Source organism: Neobacillus sp. BP17 (assembly GCF_059579525.1).
Genome location: NZ_CM184198.1, coordinates 1,687,967 through 1,711,954, shown reverse-complemented (window position 1 = coordinate 1,711,954; position 23,988 = coordinate 1,687,967). Strand labels below are relative to the sequence as shown.

Below are 23,988 nucleotides of genomic sequence, written 5' to 3'. Positions count from 1 at the left end.
TTATTTCTGAACCTTTAATCCCATTAAATACTCTGATAAGGCATTAAGCTGTTCTTCAGACATTTCAGGGTATTTACCTGTCATCATGTTTCCAGGTTTGTATGTTTCCGGGTTACGGATCCAATTTTTTAACTCTTCTTTATTATGATCCAAAACACCTGCTACACGAGTGCGATTACCAAAATCTGATAAATTTGGTGCAAGACGTGCTGTCTCAGGCATTTTATTTGATGGTGTTACGGCATGACAACCGATACAGCTTTGATTGAAAATTTCTTGTCCCTGTGCAGCAACAGTGCCTTGTGCTTTAGCTGGCTCTTTCACATTCTGCATCGAAGCAACCCAATCATCAAATTTATCTCTGCTGATTGCTTTTACTTTAAAGTCCATTAATGCATGGGATGGTCCACAAAGTTCTGCACATTTCCCATAGAAAAGATTTCCGGCTTCGTTGGCTTGTTTATCATCAAACTCTAACCAGAATTTATTGATATTATCAGTGTTAGTATCAAGTTTTCCACCAACAGCTGGTATCCAGAATGAATGTTTAACATCAGTAGACTTTAAATTGAAGTACACTTTTTCATTCGTAGGTACAACTAAATCCTGACTTGTTACAATCTTCTGTCCAGGATATTCAAAATCCCACCAGTATAAATGTGAGCGCACATTAATAACAAGCGCTTTTGTATTTTTCTTGTCCATTGGTGATACATCTGCAAGCTTAAAGGTTGCAGCTACTGTCGGAACGGCAAGAATCAATAGTAAAAGAATCGGTACAACAGTCCAAATAATTTCTAATTTGTGACTTCCTTCTACTTGTTTTGGGATTCTGTCATCCTTTCGTTTAAAACGAACCAAGATCAAAATGAAAATGATCGCGACAACAATAATAACCCCAACCATGATTAAAGTACTTAACTTCATTAAATCATATTGCGTTTTCGCAACTTCACCGGCAGGCTTTAACGTGGAAAGGTACGGTTCGCCACATCCGGAGAGTACAAGCGCTAAAATCGAAAATAACGAAATCAAACGCCACTTTGCAAGCCTTTTCATAGCTTAATCAAACCCCTCTTTCACTAATAAATTATAAAACATTTGGTGGATCAAAGAAGTATGTAGGATGACTGTTTCCTCCAATTTCATTTAGAAACAATCAATTGCAAAACTAAATCAATGTAAGGATAACCATTGCTACAAAAATAATAGTTAAGTATTGCAAAGAGTAAACAAACATTAGTTTTGCCCACTTTATGTCATCTTTGATTCTATATCCATAAATCCCTAATGCCAGCCACCCGATATTTAATAAGATAGCAAGTACTAGAAATGGGATTCCTAACTTGGTTAGAAAAAACGGAATCGGTTGAAGTGCAGCAACCCAGAGAACGATGTGAATTTTGGTGGTTTTAAACCCCTTCACTACCGGTAGCATTGGAATACCAGCTGCTTTATATTCTTTAACTCTTCTCATCGCCAATGCATAAAAATGTGGTGGCTGCCAAGCAAACATTAAAACAAACAATGACCATGCCATAATATCAAGATTTGCATCGACCGCTGCCCACCCAATAAGCGGAGGTACGGCTCCTGAAATGCTCCCGATAATTGTATTGGAAACCAATTGCCTCTTCGACCACAGGGTATAGAGGAAAACATAGCTAAAAACTCCAAGCAGTCCAATTACTGTTGCAGTCATCGTAGTAAAGAATAAAGACAGTGTTCCCAGTCCAATGAGTAAAATACCTAATGAAAGAACTTTTACCGGCCCAATTTTCCCAGTTACAGTTGGTCGCGCTTTCGTTCTTTCCATTAAATGGTCAATATCGCGATCAACATAATTATTGATTGCACAGGACCCAGCGATAATTAATGAAGAACCAACTACGGTAAAAAAGACAATATCTAAATTATTTAGAAAGCTTTGCCCTGTAAAATGTAGTGCTAACCATAAACCAGTAAAAGTAGTAATAAGGTTGGAATTTACAATCCCTATTTTTATTAGGGCCATAAGGTCTTTCCAAGCTGTGGTTTGTAAATTGGTATTCAGGCCCGCAGCGCCATTATCAATAGCAGCATCTCCGTAAGCCTTAGAGTCAGACATTTGTTTCTCCTCCTAAACCTAAATAACAAAACATTCATCATTTAAGTACGTAATATTGATACTTCATTATTTATGCCCTCATTTGTAATAAAAAGGAATGCTCATCAGAAAAAATCAATAAATTTTTTTCGACTTGAATAATAATTATCAAAAAAGAATAGTGATTTTTAAAACACTTTCTCTGTATATTAAATCACACTTTCCGATATTTTTGTGAACTTTTTTTGAATAATTTTATACAAAATTGTAACAGAATTCATTATTTCATGACTAATGTATGAATTTTATGGTTAGGACCTCTTATTTTTATATATGAATCATTCTATAATATATACCCTTATCTATTACTAACAGACTAAAAGCAAAGTTTCAACTGTTTCCACTATAATAATAGTGTTAATCATTTGTTATTCAGGACCTTTTTATTACTAAAAGTTATTTAATAATCTATACTTAATTTCTGTTCTTTTTCGACATTATTCGGTATTATTAATAGGGATTTTAAAAATCTTGTTCTTTTCCATTTATTATACTGTCAGGTTTATCCAATGACAAATTATTGAACTTTTTAAGAGGTGACTTATTTGCGACGATCTTTGAAGTGGTTAGCGGTTGCCACTACCATCGGAATGATTTTTATTCTAATCGGCGGTGCTTTAGTGACAAAGACCGGTTCTGGAATGGGCTGCGGGAGATCTTGGCCACTTTGTCATGGTAAATTCCTTCCGTTGGCTATAACACCAGAATTAGCTATTGAACTTGCCCACAGGCTTGTTTCCGGATTAGGTGGAATTATGGTTCTCATTCTATCTGTTTGGTCATGGAAGGCGATAGGGCATATAAGAGAAACGAAATTTCTTTCATTCCTTTCCTTTTTCTTTTTACTATTACAAGCATTAATCGGGGCAGCTGCAGTAAAATGGGGACAATCAAGTTTTGTCCTAGCCTTACATTTCGGTATTTCTCTTATCTCCTTTTCATCGGTGTTATTGTTAACACTTTTAATTTTTGAAATTGATAAGAAATTTAATGCAGAAAAACTTTATATTGATAAGAGAATGGGGTTCCATATTGTCGGTGTTTCCATTTATAGTTATCTTGTAATCTACACTGGTGCACTTGTTCGTCATACTAAGTCTAGCCTTGTTTGTCGAGACTGGCCTTTATGTTTAAATGACTCCCCAGGTTTCCCCTCTAACTTGTACGAATGGGTGCAAATGGGGCACCGGGCAGCAGCTGGTCTGATCTTTATTTGGATTACCTATATCCTTATTTTGACAATCCGCAAATATAAAGAGCAAAGAGTTCTTTATTGGGGTTGGATTATTTCCTTCATCCTTGTTACCTTGCAAGTGATTGCTGGGGCCTTGATTATTTTCACTCGTTTAAATCTCTATATTGCGCTTTTACATGCATTCTTTATTACTTGCTTGTTTGGGGTTTTAAGTTATTTTCTTTTGTTATATTCTAGGTCTAAGAAAAATTATCATTAAAAAAGTTGCTAGGGAATAAGATCCCTAGCAACTTTTTTTAGTTTTTGGCTGCCTTAAACTTGTCTGTTGATTTTCTTTCCAGGCACTTCGCTTTCCGCGGGCGTGCCGGGGAGCCTGTCTAGCTACAGCGCCTAGCCCCTCGAGGTCACTTCGGTCCTGCCGCTGAAGTCAAAGAACGACTTCAACGTCAGGCCCTCCAGCGCTTTTCGGGGCTGAACAAGGCGCTTCCGCATTTCTTTCTCCTCGTCGCTTTGCTCCTGCGGGGTCTCCCCTGCCCCGTACTCCCGCAGGAGTCTTCGTGCCTTCCATTCCAATCAACAGAGTGCAAAAAATCACATTAACATTTAAAACAGCCTAGTTTTTCGTTAAGTCAATTAAAAGGTCTCCCGTTAGTATTGCATCACCGCTTGAAACATAAATATCCTTAACAATTCCTGAAAACGGTGCTTGAACGGTTGTTTCCATTTTCATCGCTTCGGTAATCATTAAATGATCACCGCGCTCTACTTTTTCACCTTTTTCGACGATCACCTTTACCACGGTTCCTGGCATTGTCGCAGCTAGTTGATTTTCATTTTTCGGATCAGCCTTTAACCTAGAAACTACCGTAGATTTAATACTTTCATCCTTTATGGAGACTTCACGCGGCTGACCATTTAATTCAAAGTAAACTACCCTCGTACCATCTGCTTGTGGATGACCGATAGAGACAAGTTTAACAATCAGTGTTTTCCCTGTTTCAATTTCCACTTCAATTTCCTCACCCAGTCGCATTCCATAAAGGAATGTTGGGGTATCAAGTACTGAGATATCGCCGTACTGCTCATCTATTTTCATGTAATCCATAAATACCTTAGGATATAAAGCATAAGAAATAACCTCAAAATCCGTTACTTGTCTGCCTAGTTCTTTAAACAATTTTTCTTTAATTTTCTTTAAATCCACTGAATTAAGCAATTCACCTGGGCGAACTTCCAATGGTTTTTTTCCTTTTAAGATTACTTGTTGTAAGTCTTCTGGAAAACCACCATATGGCTGACCAAGCGATCCTTCAAATAGTTCAACAACTGAGTCCGGAAAATCCAGCGTATCTCCCTTTATTAGTACATCTTCCTCAGTTAAATCATTTTGAACCATAAATAATGCCATATCACCAACAACTTTTGATGAAGGCGTCACTTTAACAATATCCCCAAACATATGATTTACACGTGAATACATTTCCTTTATTTCATCCCAACGGTCACCTAGGCTAACCGCTCTGGCTTGTTGTTGGAGGTTACTATATTGACCTCCTGGCATCTCATGTTGATATATTTCAGTATGAGGCGAAACCATACCACTTTCAAAATCTTGATAATATTTGCGGACATCTTCCCAATAATATGACAATTTTTCTAATGCATTGATGTTTACTTTCGGTTGCCTTGATGTCCCTTCAAGAGCATAAAATAATGAATTAGCACTAGGCTGCGATGTTAGGCCCGCCATTGTTCCTAATGCCGTGTCAACAATATCGACTCCTCCCTCTATTGCTCGAGCATACGTAAAAAGACCATTTCCGCTGGTATCATGTGTATGAAGATGGATAGGAATATCAATTGTTTCTTTTAGCTCTGAAATAAGAATGTACGCTGCCTCAGGCTTTAATAATCCAGCCATATCCTTAATTCCTAGTATATGAGCCCCTTGAAGTTCCAATTCTTTAGCCAAGTGTTTATAATATTGAAGATTGTATTTCGTCCTTGCCTGATCTAAAATGTCCCCTGTATAACAAATGGATGCTTCAGCAATTTTACCAGTTTGACGAACCGCATCAATCGCAACTTCCATTCCCTTTACCCAATTTAAACTATCGAAAATTCGAAAAACATCAATTCCGCCCGAAGCAGATTGATCCACAAATTCACGGATCAGATTATCAGGATAGTTTTTGTATCCTACCGCGTTCGCTCCACGTATCAACATTTGGAATAAAACATTAGGAATTTTCTTACGAAGTGAAATTAATCGGTCCCATGGATCTTCTTTTAAGAAGCGGTATGCCACATCAAAAGTTGCGCCTCCCCACATTTCAAAAGAAAATAAATCGGGCAAAAGTTTTGCAGAAGGCTCAGCGATATGAAGAATATCATTTGTACGCATACGGGTAGCTAAAAGTGACTGATGTGCATCACGAAAGGTCGTATCCGTTAATAAGACTTCTTTTTGATTCTTAACCCACTCAACAAGGCCCTCTGCACCGTACTTATCAAGGATTTGCTTAGTGCCCTCTTGATAAGGCAAATCATAAGGTAAATGAGGAATTCTTGGCTTCGAAAAAACTGGTCTTTTCTTCTTCTCAATTCCCGGGAAACCATTTACAGTGACTGTACCAATGTAGGATAACATTTTTGTCCCACGGTCTTTACGAAACGGGAAAATAAACAATTCCGGAGTCATATCTATAAATGAGGTATCATATTCGCCGTTCCTAAACTTTTCATGCTTCACGACATTTTCTAAAAACGGTATATTCGTTTTAATTCCTCTAATCCTGAATTCCTGCAAATTACGAACCATTTTTGAGGCTGCTTGTTCAAAGGTCAGCGCCCAAGTTGATAGTTTTACTAATAACGAGTCATAATACGGTGTAATGACAGCACCTTGAAAGCCATTTCCTGCATCCAAACGTACTCCAAAACCTCCACCTGAACGATATGCCATAATTTTTCCTGTATCGGGCATAAAATTATTTAGCGGGTCTTCCGTTGTTACCCTTGACTGAATTGCAAATCCGTTAATTTGTATTTCTTCTTGTAAAGGTATACCAACTATCGGACCATGTATTTCATGTCCCTCGGCAATCAATATTTGCGTTTGAACGATATCGATACCCGTTACCATTTCTGTGACTGTGTGTTCTACTTGAACCCTTGGATTTACTTCAATAAAATAAAAATCATTTCCTGAAACAAGAAATTCTACTGTACCTGCATTCAAGTAATTTATATTTTTCATCAATTGTACGGCAGCTTCGCATATTCTTTTTCGTAATTCATCAGATATGGATACGCTTGGAGCAACCTCTACAACCTTTTGATGCCGCCTTTGGACGGAACAATCGCGGTCAAAAAGGTGAACTATATTCCCATGCTTATCACCAATAATTTGAACTTCTATATGCTTTGGATTTTCAATTAATTTTTCCAGATATACTTCGTCATTACCAAAAGCAGCCTTTGCTTCTGACTTAGCCCTTTCAAATGCTTCACGGATTTCATCTAGGTGTTTCACAATTCTCATCCCGCGGCCGCCCCCGCCAAGAGAAGCCTTAATGATAATTGGCAGCTTGTGTTTTTCCACAAAATCTTCTACCTCAGTTACATCTCTTACCGGACCTGGGCTTCCTGGAATGACTGGTATTCCAGCAAGCTCAGCTTGATGCCTTGCTTTAACCTTATCCCCAAACATATCTAGTTGTGTTATTTGAGGTCCAATAAAAATAATTCCTTCTTCTTCACAACGCTTAGCAAAATGAATATTTTCAGACAAAAAACCATAGCCTGGATGAATGGCATTCGCACCGCTTTTTTTGGCGATTGCAATAATGCCGTCTATGTCTAAATAGGCATCAATCGGTTTTTTCCCTTCCCCTACGAGATAAGCCTCATCAGCTTTGTAACGATGGTAGGCTCCAGAATCTTCTTTAGAATAAATTGCAACAGTTCGAATATTCAGTTCTGTACAAGCACGAAAAACCCTTATGGCAATTTCTCCTCGGTTGGCGACCAATACTTTATTAATTTGTCTAGTCACAAAAAAGCACCCTCTATTCTATGTATTTTTAAAAACGCGAAGAGCTTAAATGTTCTTCGCGTTTTGACTAAATATAAAAAACCTTACCATCGTTTTGTTTAACTCGATTATCCATTTGTTCCTGGTTATTTTTATATTTCTTTTCATATTTATTGAACATTGCAACATTAACAAGTATTCCTGTTGCCGCTGCAAGCATTAAGAGAGAGGAACCCCCATAGCTTATAAATGGCAGTGGCACACCAGTAAGAGGAATTAACCCAGATACACCAGCTAGATTGATAAACGTCTGGATACCAATCATGCTGGAGATACCAAAAGCAAGGAGACTCCCAAAAGGGTCTTTACATTGTAATCCGACATATATTCCTCTCAATACAATATAAAAGAGGAGAATAATAACGAATCCCACACCCCAAATCCCTAATTCTTCGGCAATTACCGCCATGATGAAATCTGTATGTGATTCTGGAAGATAGCCAAGTTTTTGAATACTCTTCCCTAGGCCTAATCCATTAATCCCGCCCGAACCAATTGCAATGTAGGAGTTAGCTAAGTGAAATCCTTCATTATTTACGTACTTATCAGCAAACGGATTGTTTAATACGGCAAAACGACTTTGTTGTTCGTCAGAAAAAAACTTCCCCCAGGAGACCAAAACAAGCGGCAAAAGAACGATCATTACAATAATAAGTAATTTGCCGATACTTTTAAAACTCAGCCCAGAACACAAAATCATCGTACTTGCGATGGCCATAATAATCGCAGCAGTACCAAAGTCAGGTTGAATGATAATAAGTGCACATATAATAAAAAGATAAACTAAAGGTGGGAGAACCCCTTTGTTAAATTGATTGATATAGGCTTGCTTTTTCGCATAGACGGCTGCCAAATAAATGATAGCTGCCAACTTAACAAACTCCGATGGCTGGAATAAGAAACTCCCAATTGAGTACCAGCTTTGCGCATTATTTTTTTCTACCCCAAATACAAATAAACCTAACAAAGATAAAAGAGAAGCTAGCACAATTAATACCAGAACTTTTTTGAACATCATGATCTTATATGGAAGAATTGCAGTGAAAAGGAAGATTACAGTAAAAATCATCAACCATACTTTTTGTTTTTGATAAAAGTAATCAGGTGGATAACCATACCTTTGAACTGCGGAAGCCATACTGGCACTGTATATCATAACAAGTCCAAAAGTACACAAAAGGATAGTAGCAATAATTAACGTATAATCATATGATTTCAATATTTTTTTTAGCATTTATTGGTCCTCATTTTCAATATTGATTTATATCACTCTATTATAATAGAAAATATACATTATTTCTTGAGGAAAGGTTAATTTGTTACAACAAATTAATATTGGAGTAGGCCCAATAATATATGAAATCACCTGCTCATAATTAACAAAAAAACCCAAACAATGAACAGTAATTGTTTGAGTTCCTATGCAACTATTTCCTTAATGAAGCATCATGAAGCATTGATAACTCTTTCTCTAATGTATCAAGGATTGCTTTACCATCTTTACTATCTATTAAACCTAATCGAACAGCAAAATCTATCTCTCTTGATAGGCCAAACATTTGCGTATCCAGCACCTCTTCATAAAGAGGACATTGGGGCATTGTGAGATTGTCCATTTGCACTTTGATTAGCCTTAATATTTTTTCTGCGTCAGCCTGTAATAAGGCAAATGCTTTTTCTTGGTGATTCACGATCATTTCAGAGGCCAACATAAATCCCCCCATTTCAGAGCGATAATTCAACTTATCTATAAATTTTACCGTTTACAACGGAAAATTGCAAGAACAATGAAGTCGATTAAATAAAGTAGCAAGTTGGGACTTTTGTTCTTCAAATATGATTTATCTTATCGCGGACCTGATTTTACTATTATGACATTTTGCCAAAAAGAAGTTATACTAATTATGCAAAGGTTTAGGGGGAATAAACTATGGAAAATATCATTATCATTTCAGGAAACGTGAAGTATACAATTACACTTGATCCAGGTGTGTGGATTTTTGACGACCGACGAGTTGATTTAACCACCTATTTTACAACAAAACTAGAGAATACTGAATCATTGGAAGAGTATACGAAAGCAGTATCCAAACATTGGGACCGTGAAATTATCGAGGGTGCGATTTACCCGCCCACATTGAAAACTGAAAAGAAATTTGAAAAAGAAAAGGTTTTGACTGGGACCTTTGGTATACCATTAAAACCCTTTCTACAAAATTCAGAACCTTCTAGTGATGCAAATACATTTGTTATACATTGTATTGACAGTGAATATGAATACCCTCTAGAAAAGGCCAATGATTTTATCTTAGGATTTTCCAATAATGGAAAGCCACTTACAGGAGACGGTCCAATCCATGTCTATTTTGGCGATGGCTCAAATCTTACAAGTCCGATTAAAAACGTAAAGAGCTTTACCATAAAATAAGACGGGTGCCTTTGGCGCCCGTTTTATTTTTTTATATAATTTAGAGTAAGTCTGCAGCTAAAAGAGCTAATCCCGACCTTTCCCCTTTCATTAATTTAACATGTCCTGAAATAGACTGATCCTTAAATTTTTCTACAACATACGTTAAGCCGTTGTTATATGCATCTAGATAAGGATGATCAATCTGTTCAGGGTCTCCCATTAACACAATTTTACTACCTTCTCCAACACGCGTAAGAATCGTTTTCACCTCATGCTTCGTTAAATTTTGCGCTTCATCTATTATGATGAATTGCTTCGGTAAACTTCTGCCACGAATATACGTTAATGCCTCCACCTCAATTGATCCGAGTCCTGCTAAAATCGCATCAAGTTCACCAGGCTTTTTGGTGTTGAATAGAAATTCTAGATTATCAAAAATGGGCTGCATCCATGGTCGAAGCTTCTCCTGTTTCTCTCCCGGTAAAAAACCTAAGTCCTTCCCTACCGGTACTATCGGCCTTGCCACTAAAAGTTTTTTATATTCCCGGAAATCTTCCGTTTGCATTAAACCAGAAGCAAGTGCTAACAGCGTCTTCCCTGTTCCTGCTTTCCCAGTTAATGTAACTAAGTGAATATCTTTTCGTAATAACAATTCAATTGCCATTGTCTGCTGAACATTCCTAGAATGGATGCCCCAAACATGCTCTTGATTTAAAGCTAATTTTTTTACTTTCTTACTGGTTTTATCTACCATTCCTATGGCAGAGGCAGAACTGCCCAATGCATCTTTCATTACTAAAAATTGATTCGGATAAAATGGGTGATTTGCTATCTCCGAGAGATTCAGTTCACCTTTTTCATAAAAACGACCCAATAATTCGATGGGAATCAACACTTCAAAAAAGCCTGTGTAGATATGATCAATTTCAACCACTCGATCATTCAAAAAATCTTCGGCATCTAAACCAATTGCATCTGCTTTGACCCTGACAAGAGCATCCTTACTTACTAGAATAACCGGCTTTCCATTTTCTTTGGTTTGTTCTTCTAAAAATAAATTTTTCGCCACAGCCAAAATTCGATTATCATTTGTTTTTTCTACAAATATATCCTGAAGTTCATGAAAGGTACGATGATTCAACTCAATTCGGATGGTCCCTCCGTTTTCAAGAGGAATTTTTTCATGGAGTTTTCCTGAAGCTCTAAAACCATCAATTAACCTTGATACTTGTCTTGCATTTCTCCCTACTTCATCCATGTACCTTTTCTTTGAGTCCACTTCTTCAAGAACCACTGCAGGAATTACAACCTCATTATCTTCAAAGGAGAAGAGTGAATACGGGTCTTGCAACAAGACATTCGTATCTAACACGTATATCTTACTCAAAGCAACGCCTCCTGCTTTACTTGTTGTTTGGATTGCATCTTGCAAACAACCCTTCTGCTAGATTGGACTTTGGTAAAATATATGTTTATTGGAATAAAGATAGAAGGATTTCCGCACAATAAATGTTAGTGAGACATTCAATTCAGATAAATGATTTTGACTTTATCTCAATTATTTATAAAGCTTGCGGAGGTGGAATAAAAATGAAGAAAACCTTAATCATAACTGCATTATTGCTCATCCTAGCGGGCTGCAGTACAAAGAAGGAGCTCTCAAACAATGTAAATGATTCATCCGTTAAAGTAAAAAACAGTTATATTGAAAATGTTGATCGAAAAACAGGGCAAGAAATCTCGAAACGATTGGTAAAACTTGCAACAAGTATTCCAAATGTTAAAGATGCAACTGCTGTCGTTTTAGGAAGATATGCAATTGTCGGAATTGATGTAAACGCAAAAATTGATCGTTCACAAGTAGGGTCTATTAAGTATTCCGTGGCTGAAAGTTTAAAAAAGGATCCGTATGGTGCCAAATCAGTAGTCGTAGCCGATGCGGATACAACACAGCGTTTGCGAGAGATTCAAGAGGATATTAATAAGGGAAGGCCAATCCAAGGGATTATGGAAGAACTTGCCGATGTAGCGGGTCGATTAATGCCCGAGATCCCTGGAGATATACTTACCCCAAGCCCTAAAAATGCCCCTGAAAAGCCAGATAAGAAGCTAAATTCTAACGATCAAAAGAAGCTGGAAAAAGAACAAGAAGACCAATCTAACCACTACAAATAGAAAAGCAAAAAGCTTAGGGTAATTCCTAAGCTTTTCTTATTGCATCCATTACTTGATTGTCTAACTTTTGGGCAGCATTTTTATCATAGGTTTTATCATATTGAACCTCTGTGACTATTTTTGAACCATAAAACATTACATCCCTTACAGCAGTAATGTCCACCTGGATTAGAGCAAGTTTTAGTGGAACATCCTGCAGTCTTTCCTCTTTTACCTGAGCGTTCCCGTGAATAGCATATGTAGATTCGTTCGCAATCAAATTAATAACCACTTGATTGTTTTTATGAATATTTTCGATGATCCTAGAGCGATTATCAACTGCAAAATAGATGGTACTTTCATCCTTTGCAAGCACCCAGGAAATTGAGCTGACATTAGGACCCCCTGTTTCATAATCAACTGTTGCCAATGTCACGAACCGCTCTTTTTGCAGTTCATCATATAAAGGCTTAATTAGCACTGGTTCTACTTGATTTGCCATTTTTCTACATCCCCTTAAATTAGTCCTTTGCTCTGTTTAAAGAAACAGATATTCTCATATTACTACTATCCCATTCTTTCATCAAATTTAACCCATTGATTACTTACAAACATTCTGCCATGATATACTAGAGGAAACATCGGTTATTAGAAATAGTTAAAGAGGTGTCTTATGAGAGTTAAATGTGTAATTTGCGATAAAATTGAAGCAATCGAGGATGAATCGTTTGTTGCTAAACGACTTCGCAATCGTCCCATCCATACATATATGTGTAAAGAGTGCAATTCAAGAATAACGGAAAAAACGAATGCCAGATTTGAAACAGGAAATTTTCGATTATTTCGTAATAAAACTGAGGAAGACGATTGGTAAAACGAAAAATCCAGACCCTATGAGGTGAGTAAAAAAAAACCATCAGGTCAATTCCAACTGGAATGACTTGATGGTTTTTTTTTATTCTTCGATAGGGTAGTTCTCATATTTTTCTGGTTCATGATTAATCTGCTGCAGCATGACTTCAATTAATTCCCGCGGAAAGCGAGTATTTTTCGTTTCTTCTCCTTGTTGATAGGAAACATAATACATGACTACATCTGTTGTTACCTCAATGTTCGAGAGGTTAAGATCCGCCAGCATTTCCTCAAAAAGGTGTAATGTATCTCGAGCTGCTGTATCATCAGGCCGTGCGTCGCATACAACCTTAATTGTAAGCCAATTATATAGTGTATCCTGTACGGATTTCATTTACCAAAACCCCCGTTATTTCGCTTCTGCCTGATGCTTTTTCGTCTGATGTAAGCGTATTTTATAGATAATCAATAACACGGCCGCACCTGCGAGTCCTTCAGCGATTGGCAACGCATAAGAAAAAATCAGCATCACAAAGCATCCAATCAAGAGACAAATATAAATAACAATGTTTTTCAAAAGAGGCAATTTTTTTGCAAAGCCTAACTTATAGACAATGGCCGCTAAAATAACAATATATACATACTGTAACCACACAGCGGTTTTTACATCTGTTAGTTCAATGAAAAATCTAAGGCTAGGAGAGAATCCTTCCATCTTCTTGCACTCCTTTTACTTAACTCTGTTCAGCATATTTTTTCTTTTTAGCAGCTCTTTCACGTTCATTTTTATCAAGAATTTTCTTACGAAGACGAATTGATTCCGGTGTAACCTCACAATATTCGTCATCATTTAAATATTCTAATGACTCTTCTAAGGTCATAATGCGCGGCTTTTTAATCACTGATGTTTGATCTTTGTTAGCTGAACGCACATTTGTTGCTTGTTTCATTTTAGTAATATTAACGGTGATGTCATTTTCACGAGTATTTTCACCCACGATCATCCCCTCGTAAATTTCAGTACCTGGTTCAACAAAAATAGTTCCACGGTCTTCCACTTGCATGATACCATATGTCGAAGCTTTTCCAGATTCCATTGAGACAAGCACACCTTGGTGTCGTCCACCAACTTGGCCTGGTAACATCGGCTGGTAGCTATCAAAGGTATGATTAATAATTCCATAACCACGAGTCATAGTTAAGAATTCAGTAGTGTAACCAATTAATCCACGTGCTGGCACATTAAAGATTAAACGAACTTGGCCGGTACCATTATTGATCATATCCAGCATTTCGCCTTTGCGGGCACCAATTGATTCCATTACAGAACCAGTATGCTCTTCAGGTACATCGATTTGGACTCTTTCCACTGGTTCACAACGTACACCATCAATTTCTTTAACAATAACTTCCGGTTTAGAAACTTGAAGTTCATAGCCTTCACGACGCATGTTTTCAATTAAGATTGATAAATGAAGTTCACCACGGCCAGAAACGATCCATGCATCAGGTGAATCTGTGTTATCCACTCGTAAACTTACATCTGTTTGCAATTGAGCACGTAATCTTTCTTCAATTTTCCTTGCAGTTAAATACTTTCCTTCTCTACCTGCAAATGGACTGTTGTTAACAACAAATGTCATTTGTAATGTTGGTTCATCTATTCTTAGGATTGGCAGTGCTTCTTGATGTTCAACCGGGCAAACTGTTTCACCAACGTTGATATCTTCCATACCTGATACTGCAATTAAATCTCCCGCTACTGCTTCTTGGATCTCTTGACGCTTTAATCCAAAGAAACCGAAAATCTTGGTCACACGGAATTGTTTCACTGAACCATCTAATTTCATTAAGGCAACTTGTTGACCCACCTTCATCGTACCGCGGAAAACACGGCCGATCCCGATTCTGCCAACATAATCGTTGTAATCAAGAAGTGCAACTTGAAATTGTAATGGTTCTTCACGATTATCAACTGGAGCAGGTATATATTCAACAATTGCATCATACAAGGATTGCATATTTTCATCTTGCTTCTCAGGGTTAGTACTTGCTGTACCATTAATCGCTGAAGCGTAAATAACTGGGAATTCAAGTTGATCCTCATTTGCTTCAAGTTCAATAAATAAATCGATAACTTCATCGATTACTTCTGCAGGTCTTGCAAAGTCACGGTCAATTTTATTAACAACAACAATTGGAGTTAAATTCTGCTCTAATGCCTTTTTAAGAACAAAACGAGTTTGTGGCATACAGCCTTCATAGGCATCAACTACTAGCAATACCCCATCAACCATTTTCATAATCCGTTCCACTTCTCCGCCAAAGTCAGCGTGTCCTGGAGTATCCAAAATATTGATACGAGTATCTTTGTATTGAATCGCCGTGTTCTTCGCGAGGATGGTGATTCCACGCTCTCTTTCTAAGTCATTCGAATCCATAGCACGTTCTTCAACATGCTCGTTAGAACGAAATGTTCCAGATTGTTTCAACAATTGGTCTACCAATGTTGTTTTCCCGTGGTCAACGTGGGCAATGATCGCAATATTACGTATATCATTTCTTATATTCAAAAAATTCCACTCCTATATTCTAAAAATAAGTCTATTTGTAGTTTCCCATTCACAACTAAAACATTATACCACAATTAAAGTGGAAACCCCTAACCATTTTATTGTAGAATTAAAATTATACTAAAGCACTCAATTTTTGAACTAAAAAAGGGGTATCAAAAAATGAAAAACGTGAAGTGGTCATTACTCGTTTATGCCATCCTTGCAGCCGCGAGTATAATGGGGATTGGCATTGCAATTAGCGAAAAAAGCATAATCGGTGCACTTGGCTGTATCATTGCAATTATCGTAATTATGGGGATGGGCTTTAAAACCAAAAGAAAAATGCGTGAAAATGGAGAATTATAAAAAGAAGAAGCCTGCATCGGCTTCTTCTTTTTACCATCTACCCCCTTTTAAGTAGTCCTTCAAGATTGATTGGTGCAATCCATGATTTGCAGTAAATAATGAATCCTGTGCAAGAAAATTAAGTTTTTCTCCCCTTAGATTTGTAACCACCCCGCCTAGTTCTTCAATAATTACTGCTCCTGCAGCAACATCCCAAGGCGATAAGCGCATCGAGAGGTATGCGTCAACCCTTCCTGTCGCAACAAACACCATTTCAAGGGCTGCTGAACCATATGACCTTGTTCCCCGTGAATCTTTCACTAGAGGTATCATTAAATTATGATCAATACGGTGATTTTCCATTACCCATGTTGCATTTAGTGCAATGATGGATTCCTTAACCAGTGTATCCTTGAGTGGTACCAGAGTCTTTTCATTTAAATAGGCTCCATTTCCCTTTTTGGCATGATACAGTTCATCATGGACCACATCGTAAATGAGTCCAATTTTACCAATCCCATTCTCATATATCCCAAGAGAAATAGCAAAATTTCTTTGTTGGTGTATAAAATTCATCGTTCCATCGATTGGATCAATCATCCAAACCACACCATCAAGACTTTCAAGTGTGTCTCCAAACCCTTCTTCTCCCAATATTTTATGATCGGGATATACCGCTCTGATTTTACTAATAAAAAATTGCTCAATTTCTTTATCCATATTTGTAACCAAATCATTAGCATTTGACTTCGTTTGAATATTCAATGTTTCATCAAAAGATAATCTAATTCTAGCTCCAGCGTCATTAACCCATTCCTTTGCATGAGAATAAATTTGATCCCAGTTCATAACACTCCTCCAACACATCTAAATAAATTCCTGTCTAGATTTCAATGTATGTAGTATGATGCATGATAAATTAAATAATGTACCTTTAGCTTAATCAAATTGTTAGAACACATCAACTTTTAAGAGGTACACGTACCACATCAAAAAGGACAATAATAAACGAACCCCCTTCATTTTTGCTGGAGTTCGTTTTGATAAGTTCAGAGTATATTCTATTTCTCTCCATCCTGCTTTATTTCTCCTTGGATAAAAAACATCATAAATTTATCAAAGTGCTTTTAATCGTAATAATTCTTGGCGGATTTTTTCTAATTTTTGTTTGCATTCTTTCATTTTTTTCTCATTCTTTTCTTCAATCGCTTCGAATAATGTAGCTAATTCATAATCCATTTCCAATCTTAATACTGCAGTCCTTTCCTTTTCGCTTGCTTTTTTTAGTGAGGTATTCATCAATTGTTTCACGTTTCTCCTCCCCTTCCTGGATTTGATTCATTTTTCAGATTATTTTTTTACTGTATAATATGAGTCAGGGAGATATGTTGCAACAAATATGTGCTCTAACCTAGAAAGCATCAAACTATAGGTCTCTCTGATTGTTATGCTACAATTAGAAACAAATGTTTATTTGGAGGTTTATATATGGGTTTTACAGGATTTACAAAAGAAGATTTTGATGTTTTTTTAATAGATGGTTTAGAGGCAAGGATGGAGGCTTTGAAGGAAACGGTCAGACCTAAATTGGAAGAATTAGGAAATTATTTCGCCCCTTTCATTTCTTCACATACGGATGATGAAATGTTTGTTCATGTGGCAAAACATGCTAGAAGGACCATTAATCCGCCTAAAGATACTTGGGTTGCATTCTCAAATAATCCTCGTGGTTATAAGATGCTCCCCCATTTTCAAATCGGCATGTGGAATACCCATTTGTTTATATGGTTTGCTGTTATTTATGAAGCACCTCAAAAAGAATTAATTGCTGAAAGATTTTCAAAAAAAATAGCAAAAATTTACAAAGATACACCAAAGGACTATGTTTGGTCAGTGGATCATACAAAGCCAGAAACCATTTCCCACAGTCATTTATCAAAGGAAGAACTTCGTTCGCTTTTTGACCGCCTGCATAACGTAAAAAAAGCAGAATTATTATGTGGTTATACAATTGAAAGAGAAAAAGTCATTCAATTAGGTTCTGATCAATTAATTCAGCAAATTGAGGGTGTTTTTGAGAAAGTTGCCACTTTATATCGAATTTCACAAAATAGAAAGTAAGAAAAAAATCAGATCCTGCACAAGAGGTGCAGGATCGTGTTTATCCTATTTCATTTTAATTCTATCCCCGGAGGCTGCATCTTTTACTTTTTTTATAGTTCGATAAGAAGAATAGCCACTCATTTCTTCAAATTCATTACAAATTGTCTTTTCTTCGGCTTTGCTGGGAACGATTTCTTTAAAGCGGCGATATGCCTTCAATACGACATCGCGGTCAATTCCCTGTTCATATGCCTTTTCAATTGTTTCAAAAAATGCAATTACATCCACAATTTCTTCTGTACTCCATTGATGGTCAATAGGATATTGGTATTCCATAATTTCACCTTCTTACTAAATCAACTAAACAGAATCATATACTTATTTTCCCCATTTTGCACGAATTTGTTCAGCATCATGTATCATTCGATGAAATAATTCTTCAACTGTAGGGACATCTTTTATTAAACCCATCACTTGCCCTGCCCATGCAAAACCATTATCAGGTAGACCATCATAAATATAGCGTTGGTTTGCAGTTCCACTAATGTAATCTTTTAAATCATCATATCCCCCATTGTTTTTTTCAATTTCTAGAATTTTTTCTGTCCAACTATTAGCTAATGCTCTAGCCGGAGCACCGATAGTCCTTTTAATCACCACTGTGCCAGATTCATTGCCTTCCACTAAGGTATTCTTATATAGTTCATTGGCATGAACACATTCTTTTGTTGCAATGAATCTTGTACCCATTTCAATACCCTCTGCACCTAAACTAAGGGCAGCCATTAGTCCACGTCCATCACCTATTCCCCCTGAAGCAATAACAGGTATAGAAACAGCATCTACCACTTGAGGCACCAGTACCATTGTACCTACATCATCTCGGCCAAGGTGGCCCCCACCTTCCTGCCCCACAACCATAACAGCATCTGCACCAAGTTCCTCTGCCTTAACTGCCTGTCTTCTGGCCGCAACAAGGACAAGTGTTTTTATCTGTGTACCATTTAATTGCTCAAATATGGGAGCAGGATTTCCTCCTGTCATTGAAACAACCGGAACCTTTTCATCAATAGCCACTTGTAGAAAATCGGCAAATGGTCTTCCATGCTGTCCAATCGCAAAGTTCACCCCAAAAGGATTGTTTGTTAGTTGTCTTACTTTACGTATTTCTGCTCGAAGTTGTTCAGGTTCAGCTAATGACATAGCTGTGATCTGCCCTAGACCACCTGCGTTTGAAACAGCTGCCGCTAATTCAGAATAGGCTAAATAGGCTAATCCCCCTTGAATTATCGGATAACGTATGTTTAATAATTGAGTCACTCGTGTTTTCCATTCCAATTGAAACCCTCCTAAAAACTTTCTACTTGTTATTTCGTTACTTTAGGGTAATTTTCCTGTGTTAAAGGGAAACTATCAAAAACTGGATAAGGAATAACATAAATTTCTTTGCAATGAATGGGAATAATGCTATAATTCCTTTGTTTATTATTGAAATTCGACATAATTAGAGTATTTTTTACAAAGAGGTGTGTTTATAAATTGTCTCAAAATCAAACACCGTTATTTAGCGGTTTATTAGAACATGCAAAGAAGAATCCAATTCAGTTTCATATTCCTGGTCATAAAAAAGGCGCTGGGATTGACCCTGAATTTCGTAACTTTATCGGGGATAACGCCCTGTCTATCGACTTAATAAATATTGGTCCGCTAGACGATTTACATCAGCCAAAAGGGATTATCAAACAAGCGCAAGATTTAGCAGCCGAAGCCTTTGGTGCAGATAGAACATTCTTTTCTGTACAAGGCACAAGCGGAGCGATAATTGCGATGATTATGGCTGTTTGTGGTCCAGATGATAAAATTATCGTACCTAGAAATGTTCATAAATCTATCATGTCTGCCATTGTTTTCTCAGGTGCTATTCCAGTGTTTATCCAGCCCGAAATTGATAAGGAACTAGGTATATCTCATGGAATCACTCCCGATGCCGTGGCAAGAGCTCTTAAACAGCATCCAGATGCGAAAGCAGTATTAGTTATCAACCCAACTTATTTTGGTATTTCCGGAGATTTGAAAAAGATTGTTGAAATTGCACACTCTTATGATATCCCTGTCTTAGTTGATGAAGCCCATGGGGTGCATATTCATTTTCATGAAGAACTTCCACTCTCTGCAATGCAGGCAGGTGCAGATATGGCAGCTACCAGCGTTCATAAACTAGGTGGTTCAATGACTCAAAGTTCGATTCTAAATGTAAAAGAAGGCCTCGTTTCTGCCAAACATGTCCAATCCATATTAAGTATGCTTACTACCACCTCTACCTCGTATTTATTGCTTGCTTCACTCGATGTTGCACGTAAGCAATTAGCTACTAAGGGAAGGGAATTAATTGATAATACCATTAAATTAGCACAATCGATTCGAAAAAGAGTTAATGAAATCGAAAATCTACATTGTATTGGTGAAGAAATCTTAGGATCAAAAGCTACCTTTGATTATGATCCAACTAAATTAATTATTTCTGTAAAAGAATTAGGATTAACTGGTTATGATGTAGAAAAATGGCTAAGAGAAAAACATAATATTGAAGTGGAACTTTCCGATTTATATAATATTCTTTGTATTATCACACTTGGAGACACAGAAACTGAAGCTGACTTACTAGTAAATGCTCTCAAGGAATTAGCGGACATATGCCAGCACAGTACCGATAGAATTGAGCCTGTAGAAGTTCTACTACCTGAAATCCCAGTGCTTGCATTAACACCTAGAGATGCATTTTATGCGGAAACAGAAGTTATTCCTTTTGAAGAATCAGAAGGAAGAATTATTGCAGAATTTGTTATGGTTTATCCACCAGGTATCCCAATTTTTATCCCTGGTGAAATTATTACAAAGGAAAACCTCCATTACATCCGGAAAAACCTCGAAGCTGGCCTTCCTGTACAAGGACCGGAGGATGATGAGCTCAAATCACTTCTTGTGATTAAAGAGTATAAAGCAATAAAATAGAACAAAAATACAGGATTCCATTTAGGAATCCTGTTTTATTTTTATTAGCTATTATTTATCTTCCTCTGTATGATGAGCCTCGCAACAATTGCACTTAGAATAAAGCACCGTTACTTTTTCATCTTCAAAATGATCAATAGTAGAATTACATGTTTGGCATACTAAAGTACCCATTTGCTCAATCCCCTTTTCATTAATGAATGTCATTAAAGCGAAGTATTTATATATCCTTAAACAAATAATAATATATCACATTATAAATTTCAAGCCTAAATTGTATATCACATTTAAAAAATACTCATAAAAAAAAGGCCTAAACAGGCCTTCTTTTTTGAATTATTACTCATATTGGGTGATAAATGGGATGGATGGGAGTGTTTCTCTGAAGAAGTCAGCTAAATCTTCGGCCTGCTGTTGGTCTGGTATACGGAATATAGTTTGAAGGTAATCAATATCTTCAATATCTTTGGGGTCAAGGAGAGTGGATCGGCCTGTTTGCATGCAAACAACCAAAGGCTTCCCAAAAAACATTTTGGTATAAATAATTCCAAAATCATAACGAGTACTTTCCGTGGTAAATCCAATAAATCTCACTTTTGAATTTTCATGCTCATCATAGAGCTTCTCAAAAATTCCCATAAGTTCCTCCTTCTTTCAGAATTTAATATTTAGAATATTATTATAATTCAAATTTTAACAAGAAACAAGAAACTTGTACAATTATTTCATGCGGCAGTTGTCATAAGATTTTATTCAGTGCTAGAATAGAGATGGTTAATATTAACTGACTAGTGGGGGGGAATGATGATGGCTGTTAACGCATACATTAAGCTAGTGCCTTCATCTGCTAAACAAAATGTAACAATTGAGGAAGTAAAAGATTTATTTCACGAGTATAAAAAAAATACAACAAAAACAGGAAACCAAATAGGATGGGAATACGGAGAGTCAGCCTTCCCATATGAAATGAAAGAAACAACAGAGGCCAAAGGAAAATGGTTCTATTTACACTCAAATGATGAACGCTACTATGCCATTTTAGTTGGAATTGATCAGGAAACGATTCGTAATGAAGACGGTCAGGAATTTGAACAAACATACATACAAGTCACTTTACCTGATCAATCTACTTACGGTGATAAAGGAAAAGCCAATGAATTTTGTAAATACCTTGCGAAAAAACTGCAAGGGGAACTCCATCTATTCAATGAACGGATCATGTATTATTATCCACGAAAATAAAAAAGCTCCTTGAGGGGCTTTTTTAGTGCGTAAACATTTCCATGGTATAGTGAATCGAAGTGTATATAACGAGGCTTAAGGTAGTGATAAAAAGAGTTTTACGCGCTGATTTGGTTACATGATTTCCAATTAAAAAGGCTAGATAAAAAAACACAAAAAACATGATGACTTTATATATAAGCTGGTCATGCTTTGACAACCATTCAATAAATGTATAACCGCTCCAAATGATAAATTGTAGTATCACGACAATATAGACCCTCATATTTATCACCACTCTTAATACATTCAAAATTGATATTAGAATGCTGTTTCTTTTAAGTATATGTTCTAAAAACGAGAGATATATTTTGTTTTTATGATACCAGGGATATTTTTACGCCTCAGTACATAAATCAAATCATCCTAAATAGAAAAAGTCCTTTCCGCTATTTAGCGAAAAGGACTTTTTTGTTTCTAAATTATTTCATAATATGGATTGGGCTTCCTAATGCAACTTCTGCCGCTTCCATTGTGATTTCTCCAAGTGTTGGATGTGCATGGATGGTCATAGCAAGATCTTCTGCAGTCATTCCTGCTTCAATCGCTAGGCCTAATTCTGCAATCATATCTGATGCGCTTGTTCCAGCAATCTGTGCCCCAATTACAAGTCCATCTTCTTTCCGAGTAATTAGTTTCAAGAATCCATCACCACTGTCTAATGATAACGCACGACCATTAGCAGCAAATGGGAACTTAGCCGCGTTTACAGTAATTCCTTCTTCTTTTGCTTGGGCTTCTGTGTAACCAACTGAAGCAAGTTCAGGTTCAGAGAAGACAACTGCAGGAATACCTAAATAATCAATTTCAGAGGTGTGACCAGCAATCGCCTCAGCAGCAATTTTCGCTTCATATGATGCTTTATGTGCCAATTGAGGACCAGCAACAACATCACCAATAGCATAGATATTGCTAAGGTTCGTGCGACATTGTTTGTCAATTTCAATCAAACCACGGTCAGATAACTTAACACCCACTTGTTCTAATCCCATTTCATCAGTGTTAGGGCGTCTTCCGACCATTACAAACACATAATCTGCTTCGATTTTCTTTTCTTCGCCTTTTGTTTCGAACGTTACAACAACGCCGTTTTCAGTTTCTTCAACGCCCTTAGCAAATGCTTTTGTAAAGAATTCTGCACCTTTTTTCTTCATGCTTTTCTTTACAAGAGCAGCCATTTGCTTGTCAAAAACGCCAAGACCGAGTATTTCTTCCGCACCTTCTAAAATGGTAACCTGGCTGCCAAAGTTTGCATAAGCACCACCTAGTTCAATTCCGATTACTCCACCGCCGATAACAACGATTTTTTCAGGGATTTCATTTAAGTTAAGTGCACCTGTAGAATTTAGAACACGTTTTGAATATTTAAAGGCTGGGAGCTCGATAGGACGAGAACCAGTTGCAATAATTGCATTTTTAAAGGTATAAGTCTGTGCTGAATCTTCATTGATAACACGTAATGTATTGGCATCAACAAAATAGGCCTCACCACGAGCAATGTTTACTTTATTACCTTTTAATAAACCTTCGACACCACCTGTTAACTTTTTAACGATGCCTGCCTTAAATTCTTGAACTTTTGTAAAATCCACTTTTACATTTTCTGCGGTAATTCCAAAAGTATCCGAATGCATGGCTGTTTCGTAACGGTGTCCTGCCGAAATTAACGCTTTCGATGGAATACAACCGACATTTAAACAAACGCCGCCTACATATTCTTTTTCAACAATTGTCACCTTTTGTCCAAGCTGTGCTGCACGAATAGCTGCAACATATCCTCCTGGACCAGCTCCGATGACTATAGTATCTGTTTCAATTGGGAAATCTCCAACGACCATT

General features: G+C 36.9%; 25 protein-coding genes. 8 read left to right on the top strand and 17 right to left on the bottom strand.

Features of this window, described 5'->3' with window-relative positions; all coding sequences use genetic code 11:
* Window positions 1-1,059, bottom strand: coding sequence for a cytochrome c oxidase subunit II (coxB, locus tag AC4QJR_RS08275; protein ID WP_098572637.1), 1,059 nt, complete (start codon window positions 1,057-1,059; stop codon window positions 1-3).
* A gap of 112 nt (window positions 1,060-1,171) precedes the next feature.
* Window positions 1,172-2,107, bottom strand: coding sequence for a heme o synthase (gene cyoE / locus AC4QJR_RS08270; protein WP_496525874.1), 936 nt, complete (start codon window positions 2,105-2,107; stop codon window positions 1,172-1,174).
* A 584-nt stretch (window positions 2,108-2,691) separates the two neighbouring features.
* Here cyoE and AC4QJR_RS08265 point away from each other — a divergent pair.
* On the top strand, window positions 2,692-3,600 hold the full coding sequence (locus AC4QJR_RS08265) for a COX15/CtaA family protein (RefSeq protein WP_496525873.1): 909 nt from the start codon (window positions 2,692-2,694) through the stop codon (window positions 3,598-3,600).
* Window positions 3,601-3,954: 354 nt separating this feature from the next.
* Here AC4QJR_RS08265 and pyc read toward each other — a convergent pair whose 3' ends face one another.
* The 3 genes from pyc to AC4QJR_RS08250 all read right to left on the bottom strand — a co-directional run bounded on the left by pyc (window position 3,955) and on the right by AC4QJR_RS08250 (window position 9,146).
* Complete coding sequence (gene pyc, locus AC4QJR_RS08260) at window positions 3,955-7,398, bottom strand: pyruvate carboxylase (RefSeq protein ID WP_496525872.1); 3,444 nt, start codon at window positions 7,396-7,398, stop codon at window positions 3,955-3,957.
* Between the two features lie 67 nt (window positions 7,399-7,465).
* Window positions 7,466-8,671, bottom strand: coding sequence for an FtsW/RodA/SpoVE family cell cycle protein (locus tag AC4QJR_RS08255; RefSeq protein WP_496525871.1), 1,206 nt, complete (start codon window positions 8,669-8,671; stop codon window positions 7,466-7,468).
* Window positions 8,672-8,864: 193 nt separating this feature from the next.
* Window positions 8,865-9,146: an Fpa/YlaN family protein gene (locus tag AC4QJR_RS08250; RefSeq protein ID WP_251456731.1), complete on the bottom strand. Its 282-nt coding sequence runs from the start codon at window positions 9,144-9,146 to the stop codon at window positions 8,865-8,867.
* A gap of 221 nt (window positions 9,147-9,367) precedes the next feature.
* Here AC4QJR_RS08250 and AC4QJR_RS08245 point away from each other — a divergent pair, with 221 nt between their 5' ends.
* On the top strand, window positions 9,368-9,865 hold the full coding sequence (locus AC4QJR_RS08245; RefSeq protein WP_098572632.1) for a hypothetical protein: 498 nt from the start codon (window positions 9,368-9,370) through the stop codon (window positions 9,863-9,865).
* A gap of 40 nt (window positions 9,866-9,905) precedes the next feature.
* Here the strand turns inward: AC4QJR_RS08245 and AC4QJR_RS08240 are convergent, their stop codons facing one another.
* A complete protein-coding gene (locus AC4QJR_RS08240; protein WP_098572738.1) occupies window positions 9,906-11,234 on the bottom strand; it encodes a PhoH family protein in 1,329 nt (442 codons plus the stop codon).
* Between the two features lie 203 nt (window positions 11,235-11,437).
* Between AC4QJR_RS08240 and AC4QJR_RS08235 the strand changes: the two genes are divergently transcribed.
* On the top strand, window positions 11,438-12,022 hold the full coding sequence (locus tag AC4QJR_RS08235; protein ID WP_098572631.1) for a YhcN/YlaJ family sporulation lipoprotein: 585 nt from the start codon (window positions 11,438-11,440) through the stop codon (window positions 12,020-12,022).
* 25 nt (window positions 12,023-12,047) lie between these two features.
* Here the strand turns inward: AC4QJR_RS08235 and AC4QJR_RS08230 are convergent, their stop codons facing one another.
* Entirely contained in the window at window positions 12,048-12,503 is a 456-nt protein-coding gene (locus AC4QJR_RS08230; RefSeq protein ID WP_251456227.1) for a pyridoxamine 5'-phosphate oxidase family protein, read from the bottom strand.
* Window positions 12,504-12,674: 171 nt separating this feature from the next.
* Here AC4QJR_RS08230 and AC4QJR_RS08225 point away from each other — a divergent pair, with 171 nt between their 5' ends.
* On the top strand, window positions 12,675-12,875 hold the full coding sequence (locus tag AC4QJR_RS08225; RefSeq protein WP_098572629.1) for a YlaI family protein: 201 nt from the start codon (window positions 12,675-12,677) through the stop codon (window positions 12,873-12,875).
* A gap of 81 nt (window positions 12,876-12,956) precedes the next feature.
* Here AC4QJR_RS08225 and AC4QJR_RS08220 read toward each other — a convergent pair whose 3' ends face one another.
* From AC4QJR_RS08220 to typA, 3 genes are read right to left on the bottom strand one after another with little or no spacing between them, the layout of a single operon-like run.
* Entirely contained in the window at window positions 12,957-13,247 is a 291-nt protein-coding gene (locus AC4QJR_RS08220; RefSeq protein WP_098572628.1) for a hypothetical protein, read from the bottom strand.
* A 15-nt stretch (window positions 13,248-13,262) separates the two neighbouring features.
* On the bottom strand, window positions 13,263-13,568 hold the full coding sequence (locus tag AC4QJR_RS08215) for a YlaH-like family protein (protein WP_098572627.1): 306 nt from the start codon (window positions 13,566-13,568) through the stop codon (window positions 13,263-13,265).
* Between the two features lie 19 nt (window positions 13,569-13,587).
* Window positions 13,588-15,426 carry a translational GTPase TypA gene (gene typA, locus AC4QJR_RS08210; protein WP_098572626.1) on the bottom strand — a complete coding sequence of 613 codons (1,839 nt, stop codon included), beginning with the start codon at window positions 15,424-15,426 and terminating at the stop codon, window positions 13,588-13,590.
* Window positions 15,427-15,588: 162 nt separating this feature from the next.
* On the opposite strand from typA, the gene AC4QJR_RS08205 reads away from it, so the two are divergent.
* Window positions 15,589-15,774 carry a YlaF family protein gene (locus AC4QJR_RS08205; protein WP_098572625.1) on the top strand — a complete coding sequence of 62 codons (186 nt, stop codon included), beginning with the start codon at window positions 15,589-15,591 and terminating at the stop codon, window positions 15,772-15,774.
* Window positions 15,775-15,804: 30 nt separating this feature from the next.
* On the opposite strand, the gene AC4QJR_RS08200 is transcribed toward AC4QJR_RS08205, so the two are convergent.
* Both AC4QJR_RS08200 and AC4QJR_RS08195 read right to left on the bottom strand, forming a co-directional pair.
* Window positions 15,805-16,602: an inositol monophosphatase family protein gene (locus AC4QJR_RS08200; RefSeq protein WP_496525870.1), complete on the bottom strand. Its 798-nt coding sequence runs from the start codon at window positions 16,600-16,602 to the stop codon at window positions 15,805-15,807.
* Window positions 16,603-16,869: 267 nt separating this feature from the next.
* Window positions 16,870-17,064, bottom strand: coding sequence for a YkzI domain-containing protein (locus AC4QJR_RS08195; protein WP_098572623.1), 195 nt, complete (start codon window positions 17,062-17,064; stop codon window positions 16,870-16,872).
* 177 nt (window positions 17,065-17,241) lie between these two features.
* On the opposite strand from AC4QJR_RS08195, the gene AC4QJR_RS08190 reads away from it, so the two are divergent.
* A complete protein-coding gene (locus AC4QJR_RS08190; RefSeq protein ID WP_496525869.1) occupies window positions 17,242-17,874 on the top strand; it encodes a YktB family protein in 633 nt (210 codons plus the stop codon).
* A 45-nt stretch (window positions 17,875-17,919) separates the two neighbouring features.
* Here the strand turns inward: AC4QJR_RS08190 and AC4QJR_RS08185 are convergent, their stop codons facing one another.
* Both AC4QJR_RS08185 and AC4QJR_RS08180 read right to left on the bottom strand, forming a co-directional pair.
* Window positions 17,920-18,192, bottom strand: coding sequence for a UPF0223 family protein (locus tag AC4QJR_RS08185; RefSeq protein ID WP_496525868.1), 273 nt, complete (start codon window positions 18,190-18,192; stop codon window positions 17,920-17,922).
* Window positions 18,193-18,234: 42 nt separating this feature from the next.
* On the bottom strand, window positions 18,235-19,194 hold the full coding sequence (locus AC4QJR_RS08180) for an NAD(P)H-dependent flavin oxidoreductase (protein WP_496525867.1): 960 nt from the start codon (window positions 19,192-19,194) through the stop codon (window positions 18,235-18,237).
* A 201-nt stretch (window positions 19,195-19,395) separates the two neighbouring features.
* Here AC4QJR_RS08180 and AC4QJR_RS08175 point away from each other — a divergent pair, with 201 nt between their 5' ends.
* Window positions 19,396-20,868, top strand: a complete 1,473-nt coding sequence (locus AC4QJR_RS08175; protein ID WP_496525866.1) for an aminotransferase class I/II-fold pyridoxal phosphate-dependent enzyme — start codon at window positions 19,396-19,398, stop codon at window positions 20,866-20,868.
* A 51-nt stretch (window positions 20,869-20,919) separates the two neighbouring features.
* On the opposite strand, the gene AC4QJR_RS08170 is transcribed toward AC4QJR_RS08175, so the two are convergent.
* Both AC4QJR_RS08170 and AC4QJR_RS08165 read right to left on the bottom strand, forming a co-directional pair.
* A complete protein-coding gene (locus AC4QJR_RS08170; RefSeq protein WP_098572606.1) occupies window positions 20,920-21,042 on the bottom strand; it encodes a GapA-binding peptide SR1P in 123 nt (40 codons plus the stop codon).
* A 165-nt stretch (window positions 21,043-21,207) separates the two neighbouring features.
* Window positions 21,208-21,507, bottom strand: coding sequence for a DUF3055 domain-containing protein (locus AC4QJR_RS08165; RefSeq protein ID WP_496525865.1), 300 nt, complete (start codon window positions 21,505-21,507; stop codon window positions 21,208-21,210).
* Between the two features lie 168 nt (window positions 21,508-21,675).
* On the opposite strand from AC4QJR_RS08165, the gene AC4QJR_RS08160 reads away from it, so the two are divergent.
* Complete coding sequence (locus AC4QJR_RS08160; protein WP_375374745.1) at window positions 21,676-22,110, top strand: DUF1885 family protein; 435 nt, start codon at window positions 21,676-21,678, stop codon at window positions 22,108-22,110.
* Between the two features lie 461 nt (window positions 22,111-22,571).
* Here AC4QJR_RS08160 and lpdA read toward each other — a convergent pair whose 3' ends face one another.
* Window positions 22,572-23,987, bottom strand: coding sequence for a dihydrolipoyl dehydrogenase (gene lpdA, locus AC4QJR_RS08155; protein WP_375374744.1), 1,416 nt, complete (start codon window positions 23,985-23,987; stop codon window positions 22,572-22,574).
* Window position 23,988: the final 1 nt, after the last annotated feature.